Here is a 7,652-nt window from a genome sequence, read left to right on the forward strand (position 1 = left end):
CATATGTATTGACCAGAAAGTCATTAATACTTATCATTTAATAATGTTAAATATTAATTTGCATAATATAATAAAAGTAATGAAGAAATTACAAAAAATATCGCTTAAATAAGGAGGGATATGAATTATTCAGTGGTAATTTCATGGGAAAAGGAGATTATGTATGAAATCATTTCGTAAGTTATTACTGTATTTAAAACCATACATGTTCTTCGCTATTATTGGACCGCTATTTATGGTACTTGAGGTTGCGATGGACTTAATTCAACCGACTATTATGCAACATATCATTGATGTTGGGATTGCAAATCGGGATTTAAATTATGTAATAAAAATGGGGCTTCTTATGATAGGAGCAGCAGCACTCGGTTTAGTTGGAGGGCTTGGGTGTATGATGTATTCTACAAAAGCAGCTGTTAATTTCGCTACAGACATACGAAAAGATGTGTTTGCGAAAATAGAAACATTTTCTAGTAATAATCGTGATTCATTTGGAACAGGTAAATTATTAACGATCGTGACGAATGATATCACTTCCATTCAATCGGCAATGACGATGACATTACGTGTTCTCGTTCGTGGTCCACTGTTATTTATGGGAAGTATAATTATTGTTTTTGTAACAGCGCGAGAGTTATTTCCAATATTACTTGTAGTTGTTCCGATTTTATTACTTGCGATTATTTTAATTGCAAGTAAAGCAAGTGGTACATTTAAAAAGGTGCAAGAGGCATTGGACAAAGTGAATACAAAGTTACAAGAAAATTTATCTGGTGTACGTGTTATAAAAGCGTATGTAAGACAAAAATACGAAATCGCCCAATTTGGAAATGTAAATACAAATTTAACGAAGATAAATATTCGAGCTGTGCAACTTATTTCTTTAATGATGCCAATCATTATGCTAGTTGTAAGTGGCGGGATTGTCGCAACATTATGGATTGGTGGAGAAAAAGTATTCAATGGAACGCTTCAAGTAGGAGCGATTTTGGCATTTATTAATTACTTGAATATCATTTTAATGTCACTTATGTCGATTAGCATGGTATTTATTCAAATTGCGCGAGCTTTTCCATCTGCGGATCGTGTACAGCAAGTGTTAAATACCGAGGTTGATATTATAAGCGCAGCTAATGCAATCGAACCTGAGAAAATCGAGGGGAATATCGAATTTAAAAATGTTAGTTATAGTTATACGAAAAATAATGAATACGTTTTAAAGGATATTTCGTTTAGCATACAAAAAGGTGAAAAAGTAGGGATTATTGGATCAACTGGAAGTGGTAAATCTACCTTAGCGAAACTGTTACCACGTCTATATGATGTGGATCAAGGTGAAATATGTATAGATGGAATAGATGTTAAAACATATGATTTGCAAAAACTCCGTGCTTCAATAGGGTTTGTACCTCAGAAGGCTTTGTTGTTCTCAGGTAGTATAGAAGAGAATTTACGTTATGGTAAAGAAAATGCAACACATGATGAGCTGGAAGTAGCAGCTGCATCAGCTTGTGCGACTGAGTTTATCAATAAGCTGGAAGAATCTTATCGATATAATTTAACACAAGGTGCGACAAATCTATCAGGTGGACAAAAACAACGTGTATCAATTGCAAGGGCACTTGTGAGAAAACCACCGATTCTCATATTAGATGATTCTACATCAGCAGTTGATGCAAAATCAGAGGCTACTATTCAAACAGCTTTAAAAACAAAATATAAAGGCACAACGACATTATTAATCGCGTCCAAAATTTCTTCCATAATGGATGCGGATAAAATACTTGTATTAGATAATGGTGAATTAGTTGGCAATGGTACACATGAACAATTGTTAGAACGAAGTGAGGTTTATCAGGAAATTTATCTTTCCCAAGGTGGTAATTTGCATAAAGAAGGTGGGGAAGAACATGCGTAATTTTCAAGGGCAATTTGCTAATAAAGGTGGACGAAACACACCGAAGATGGGAAAAGCTAAAAATGCCCAAGGAACTGTAATGCGGATATGGAACTATATGGGCTATCAAAAAGCTGCTCTAATGTTTGTTATATTTCTAGTCGTTGTTACTACTTTACTTGGATTATTAGGTCCCTATTTTATGGGAGTCATTATAGATCAATATATTGTACCGAAAGATTTAAGTGGTACAGCAAGAATGTGTATGTTACTTATCGCGATTTACGGTGTAACTGTACTTTTAACATGGTTACAAACATTTGTCATGATTAACGTTGCATTAAAAACAATTCAAAAAATACGACAAGATATTTTTGAGAAAATCCAAACGCTTTCTTTACGGTTCTTTGATGTGCGTTCTCAAGGTGATTTAATGAGCCGTGTGACAAATGATATAGATAATTTGAACCAAGCTTTGACACAAAGTGTTGTACAAATTATTTCATCAGCGCTAACTTTTATAGGTGTAACGATTGCGATGTTCGCCTTAAATTGGATTTTAGCAATTGTAACTTTAATTACAGTACCTATTATGTTTTACGTTACAAAAAAACTAGTTGCATATAGTGGTAAAAACTTTGCGAAGCGTCAAAAAGATTTAGGTGAATTAAATGGATTTATTGAGGAAGCAATTACAGGTGCGGATGTTACGACGTTGTATGGAAAAGAAAAAGAAACTGTACAAAATTTCAATAAAATTAATGAACAGCTAAGAGTTTAAGCTACGAAGGCTGATACATTTTCAGCTTTTATTTTTCCAAGTATGAACTTTATTAATAACTTAGGTATGGGGCTTGTCATTGGGACTGGATCAGTTATGGTCTTAAACGGAATGACAACAGTGGGTGTTATTGCGGCTTTTATTAATTATTCTCGTCAATTCTCAAGACCGTTAAGTCAATTTGCGACTTTAATGAATACAATTCAAGCGGCAGTTGCTGGTGGAGAACGTGTTTTTGAGATTATGGATGAGGTACCAGAAATTCAAAATAAAAAAGACGCATTTGTTGTACAAAATTTACAAGGGCATGTTGCACTTGAGAATGTTTCATTTGGCTATGCAGAGAATAAAACGATTTTAAAAGAAGTGAGTCTTAAAGCGCAGCCAGGAGAGACAATTGCTTTAGTTGGCCCGACTGGATCAGGGAAAACAACAATCATTAATTTGTTAACTCGCTTTTACGATATACAGCAAGGACAAATTCATATTGATGGAAAAGATATAAAAGATTATGATATTAATTCTTTACGAAGTAAAATAGGAGTAGTTTTACAGGATACGTATTTATTTGCTGGTTCGATTATGGATAATATCCGTTATGGACGCTTAGATGCTACTGATGAAGAAGTTATCACTGCAGCTAAGGCAGCATCTGCACATTCTTTTATTAAGCATTTGCCAAATCAATATGAAACAGAAATTGCTTCAGAAGGATCGAATTTAAGTCAAGGACAAAAACAACTTCTTGCGATTGCACGAGCAATTTTAGCAGATGCAGATATATTAATTCTCGATGAAGCGACATCTAATATTGACACAAGAACAGAATTACAAATACAAGCAGGGCTAAATAATTTAATGAGAGGTCGCACAAGTTTTGTGATCGCTCACCGACTTAAAACAATTGAAAAAGCAGATCAAATCCTTGTTATAAAGGATGGAAGAATTTTAGAAAGAGGGGATCATGAGTCTCTCATGGAAGATAAAGGGTTTTATTTTGATCTGTATACGAGTCAGTTTAAAATATAGTAAAAACATTGATATGTTGCGGTTTCTCTTGAGAGGAGAAACCGCATTTTTTATATTTGTAAATATTACTATTCAAATGGTTTTTCACTACATATTTTAACAGCATCCTCCTGCATTCCAGGCAAAACATGTGAATAGCGATTTAATGTTATGAACATATCTTTATAACTGAATTGTTCACTTACAGTCTTTAGATGTATACCTTGTTTCAAAAGTAGCGTAGCATGTGTATAACGTAAATCATAAAATCGAACCTTAAAAATCGGAATTTAAATAAAAAGAGCGCTGTTAAAAGCGCTCTGAGACAAACTATATATTTAGAGAGGAATCAAGATAATATATGGATATTGTTTGAGAATGTTGTAGGTTTTAATTAAAAATAAAGCACACATATAAGTGTGCTTTTATGAACGCTTTAGATTTGTATGACTATATAGTCAACATACAATAAAATATGCTTGTTTGATATAAATGTGTGTCAAATCTATAAAAATATATTTTAGTGTGTATAAGGAACATTAAATGTTAGTTAGCCAAGTCTTTTGTTTTTATCCCGCATTAACGGGCAACCCAATTGGTGAGGGCTAATAATCATGGGGGGATGAACTAAACCCCAATGATTAAAGTTTCACCTTATTAACGAATTTGTGCAACTGTTAACGCTGCAGAACGAATATCTACTGTACCTATTACTTCAACGGGGACAATTTGAATTAAATCACCTGGGTTTAAGTTAATTAGAATGACGCCACTTGATACATCGACTTCACCAGTTCCAATAATATTAGAACGGACTGCGGTTCCGGATCCTGCAATAACATTAGTCGATGAATTTAATGTCAAGAAAAAGCGTGCTGCTTCTGGGGCTACTGGAACGTTATCAAGACTAATCGTTAATGTATAGCTAATTTGATAAATACCAGCTACTTGAATTTTAATACCAGTTCCAGTACTAATTGTATCATTGATTACAGGGACAGTAATGTTAGGATTTGGGCCTGTACTAGGTAATAGTAGTGGTGTAAATAATGTTGCAAATTGAGGTGAAGTAGCATTGAAGGCAAAACCTAGGGCAGGTAGTGTACTAGGTGCTTGTGCTTCACAATTAAAATTAGCGAATTTACGAATGGATGAGCGCATATTTTCACTCCTTTCTTGTATTTAGATTTCGTGAGTATTAACTTCACATTTTGGACAAGCATAATACAATATATGAAAATTTATAGTAGATAGTGCACAAGCGTTACTATTACGGATAAAGCTATGAATAATAATAAATACAATATGGAAAAAGCAGTTAGCTAATTTAGCTAACTGCTTAGTCGATTCTCCAAGAGCAAATAGACGAAAAATTATTGCGCTATATAAAAGATCACTATAGATAAGTGCTCTTTTTGAGAGTGAGTATAAATTTCTATCATTCTATCTAGTATTTGCACTGTATTATGTAGTTGCTACTAAAATTGATGTGAATTTTTAAAATTAGAGGTTTCTTTTAATGAAACCTCTAAAAAGACAACTAAAGTTACGTTATAGTAAATTCAATTGCGATAGGAGTGCCTCCATCTAGGACTGCTCCTCCTACAATAGTAGCAGCTGTAGTAGTCACACCAGTAATAGTATCACCTGTTTGAATAACACCATTAATATAAAGTGTTAAAAAGGCATAAGAAGCAGGGAATGTTGTTACAGCACCAGTGTCATCAGTGAAGTCTGTGTTAGCAAAAGTTAAATCTGCTCCAGCAGCAGTTCCTGTTGCGGCTGTACTTACAAATCGTCTTCCAGCTATAAAAGGTTTAACGATAGGCATTTATGTTCACCCCTTTTTGAAAATTAACTCGGACAAGTGTTTTGAAAGTTTTGTCCTGTATCGTATAATATGCTGTGCTTCTACTAAGAGATACGGCTTGTATACTAGTAAATAAGTATAATTATTATGCGTTTTATAAGTTAGGTTCTTATAAGTAATTAAGTGGTTAAGGTTGGATTTTGTATATGGTATGTTTATGTTAAAAAAGAGAGCTCTTTTAGAAAGAGCTCTTAATCAAATTATTATCTTAGTGTTGGAGGGAAACTGGCGGCCTCAGTGACAGATGGTAGAAATAATTTACGTGGTATGGTAATAAATTCAAGCGCAATTTGCTTTGGATAAAAAAGTATTTGAGTTAAATCTAGAGCATGTATTAATAGTATCATGAAGCTTGTAAGAATGATAAAACTACCCCAAAAGAAACTTTTTGAAGTGTTGCGAAAATCTTTTATTAAAGAAAAGAATGAAAAAAATGTGGTAACAATGAGAATGAAAAATTTATACTTATCAGCCATTGTAATCCTCCTAAAGAACAGTAATTTATATTATACCGTATTTTTCAATATTATTATAAAAAGATTTTAAAGTGAATAATAAAAAAATAAAGCCATAACTTAAAACATTAGTTTAGGTTCTATTGTTTGAATTCTTTGTTTTAGAAGGTATATAATCTGAATTTGAAAATTTTCCAAATGAATTACCATTTTTTATTTCTGATCCAACATCAAGTGCTTAATGAAATGGTATGAAAGATTATAGGCTAGTGATACGAGATTAAATAAGAGGAATTTGCGTACAGCAAGGATTCTAGCTCAGATTTCTACTAGAGAAAAGTATTTAGTTGGAGTTGGTATGTTAATAAAAAACGGATAGATGTCGAAACTAAATATTCATGACATTAAGGACAAAGATCAGGAAATATAATTTGGTATTCTGGGAATAACCGGAGATCCGTAGTTAAGGTTGCATAGTATTTGTATTTTTTTTCTAATTTTTCAATTGTTGTTAAGTGATGAGAACCTAATCCACGTCGTACACTATGTTGAGAAAGAGTCGGCCCAATTTGTAATTTTCGTTTTTTCATTGGATCGTTCCATGGACTGTAAAAAAATTTAAAAATAAAAGCAGGTTCCATGTAAATGCTATAAGGATAATGCGAGCCATGTCTCCCGACTCTATAGTTCCCGTGCGAATTATTGTGAATTAATCTACCGTTAAGATATAGTTGATTTGGATTAGGTTGAATTATTATGCCGTGATAACGTTGTTTAACAAGCGGAGAGCTATATCTTGGATTAGTGTAGCCATAAGTCGGTTCATCAATCATCATAATCATTCTTATTGAAAACATATTGCCGCCCATAGTGCTAAGTGATTTAAAAAATTGTTCTTTATTATAACAGCACAGGAATTCTGTCGTATTCAATACCATTTTCCATCCTGTAATTTCTCTTTCAATTTCCATAACTTCTTGATCAACTAAATAAGCATCAAATTCGAGTGATTTTGAGTTTCGTATTTCCCAATTAGGAGCGAATGTTTTACAGATTTCAACTGAACGATCAGTGGATCCACGATTAATAAGAATGCCATGATCAAATAGCTTTGTATGGTGCATTAACCACCATGGAAGTAAATATTCTTCATTGTAAAAATGAGAAATTAAAGTAGTCTTAATCAAAATCACCTCCGTATTTAACCTGCTTCTTATTTAATATGATATGGAAGGAAACCTATTGTTAGAAGGTTTCCTCTTAAAAGTTTTAAACCACATAGGGTATGTGGATGGATTAGTATATAAAGTAGTCTGATTTTTATTTTTTGAATATAAAAAAAGACACTCAATTGAGTGTCAATATAGTATTGCTCTCGCGTATAGGATTGGAGATGTTCCTCAAATACATATTGAGATGGTCTGTAAAGAAGAAACAATCTTCATCTTTAATGTAACATCGACATGGGTGAAGTGTAAATTGATAATATATATACGGAAAATTTAGTATAGATGTTTTCTACTATGGATATAGTAAAATTTATTTTTATTACTTAATCACTATCGTAATATTTATCAATTGAGTATTTAGATTGTTTATTATAAAAAGAATGAATCATTTTTTAATCAATTCGTATAATTG

5 protein-coding genes and 1 pseudogene are annotated in these 7,652 nt (G+C 32.7%); 2 read left to right on the forward strand and 4 right to left on the reverse strand.

Annotated elements, in window-relative coordinates; translation table 11 throughout:
• Positions 1–163: 163 nt before the first annotated feature.
• Both GBN78_RS27385 and GBN78_RS27390 read left to right on the forward strand, forming a co-directional pair.
• Positions 164–1,918 (forward strand): ABC transporter ATP-binding protein, encoded by a 1,755-nt coding sequence (locus GBN78_RS27385; protein WP_152127913.1) that lies wholly within the window; start codon positions 164–166, stop codon positions 1,916–1,918.
• Positions 1,911–3,707, forward strand: a pseudogene (locus GBN78_RS27390) (ABC transporter ATP-binding protein). Before GBN78_RS27385 ends, GBN78_RS27390 begins: the two are co-directional and overlap by 8 nt.
• A 636-nt stretch (positions 3,708–4,343) precedes the next feature.
• Here GBN78_RS27390 and exsF read toward each other — a convergent pair.
• From exsF to GBN78_RS27415, 4 genes are all read right to left on the reverse strand, one after another.
• Positions 4,344–4,847: an exosporium protein ExsF gene (exsF, locus tag GBN78_RS27400; RefSeq protein WP_001257877.1), complete on the reverse strand. Its 504-nt coding sequence runs from the start codon at positions 4,845–4,847 to the stop codon at positions 4,344–4,346.
• Positions 4,848–5,232: 385 nt separating this feature from the next.
• Positions 5,233–5,517, reverse strand: a complete 285-nt coding sequence (locus tag GBN78_RS27405; RefSeq protein ID WP_001123247.1) for a DUF4183 domain-containing protein — start codon at positions 5,515–5,517, stop codon at positions 5,233–5,235.
• A gap of 242 nt (positions 5,518–5,759) precedes the next feature.
• Positions 5,760–6,032 carry a hypothetical protein gene (locus tag GBN78_RS27410; protein WP_152127914.1) on the reverse strand — a complete coding sequence of 91 codons (273 nt, stop codon included), beginning with the start codon at positions 6,030–6,032 and terminating at the stop codon, positions 5,760–5,762.
• A 383-nt stretch (positions 6,033–6,415) separates the two neighbouring features.
• Positions 6,416–7,198: a glycosyltransferase family 2 protein gene (locus GBN78_RS27415; RefSeq protein ID WP_000598287.1), complete on the reverse strand. Its 783-nt coding sequence runs from the start codon at positions 7,196–7,198 to the stop codon at positions 6,416–6,418.
• Positions 7,199–7,652: the final 454 nt, after the last annotated feature.

This window comes from Bacillus sp. B2-WWTP-C-10-Post-4, from assembly GCF_009183805.1.
Lineage (GTDB): Bacteria > Bacillota > Bacilli > Bacillales > Bacillaceae_G > Bacillus_A > Bacillus_A cereus.

Bases quoted from the DNA above. Each gene is read 5' to 3' on its own strand.
- GBN78_RS27405 (WP_001123247.1), bottom strand. From the start codon at position 5,517: ATGCCTATCGTTAAACCTTTTATAGCTGGAAGACGATTTGTAAGTACA.
- GBN78_RS27410 (WP_152127914.1), bottom strand. From the start codon at position 6,032: ATGGCTGATAAGTATAAATTTTTCATTCTCATTGTTACCACATTTTTT.
- exsF (WP_001257877.1), bottom strand. From the start codon at position 4,847: ATGCGCTCATCCATTCGTAAATTCGCTAATTTTAATTGTGAAGCACAA.
- GBN78_RS27385 (WP_152127913.1), top strand. From the start codon at position 164: ATGAAATCATTTCGTAAGTTATTACTGTATTTAAAACCATACATGTTC.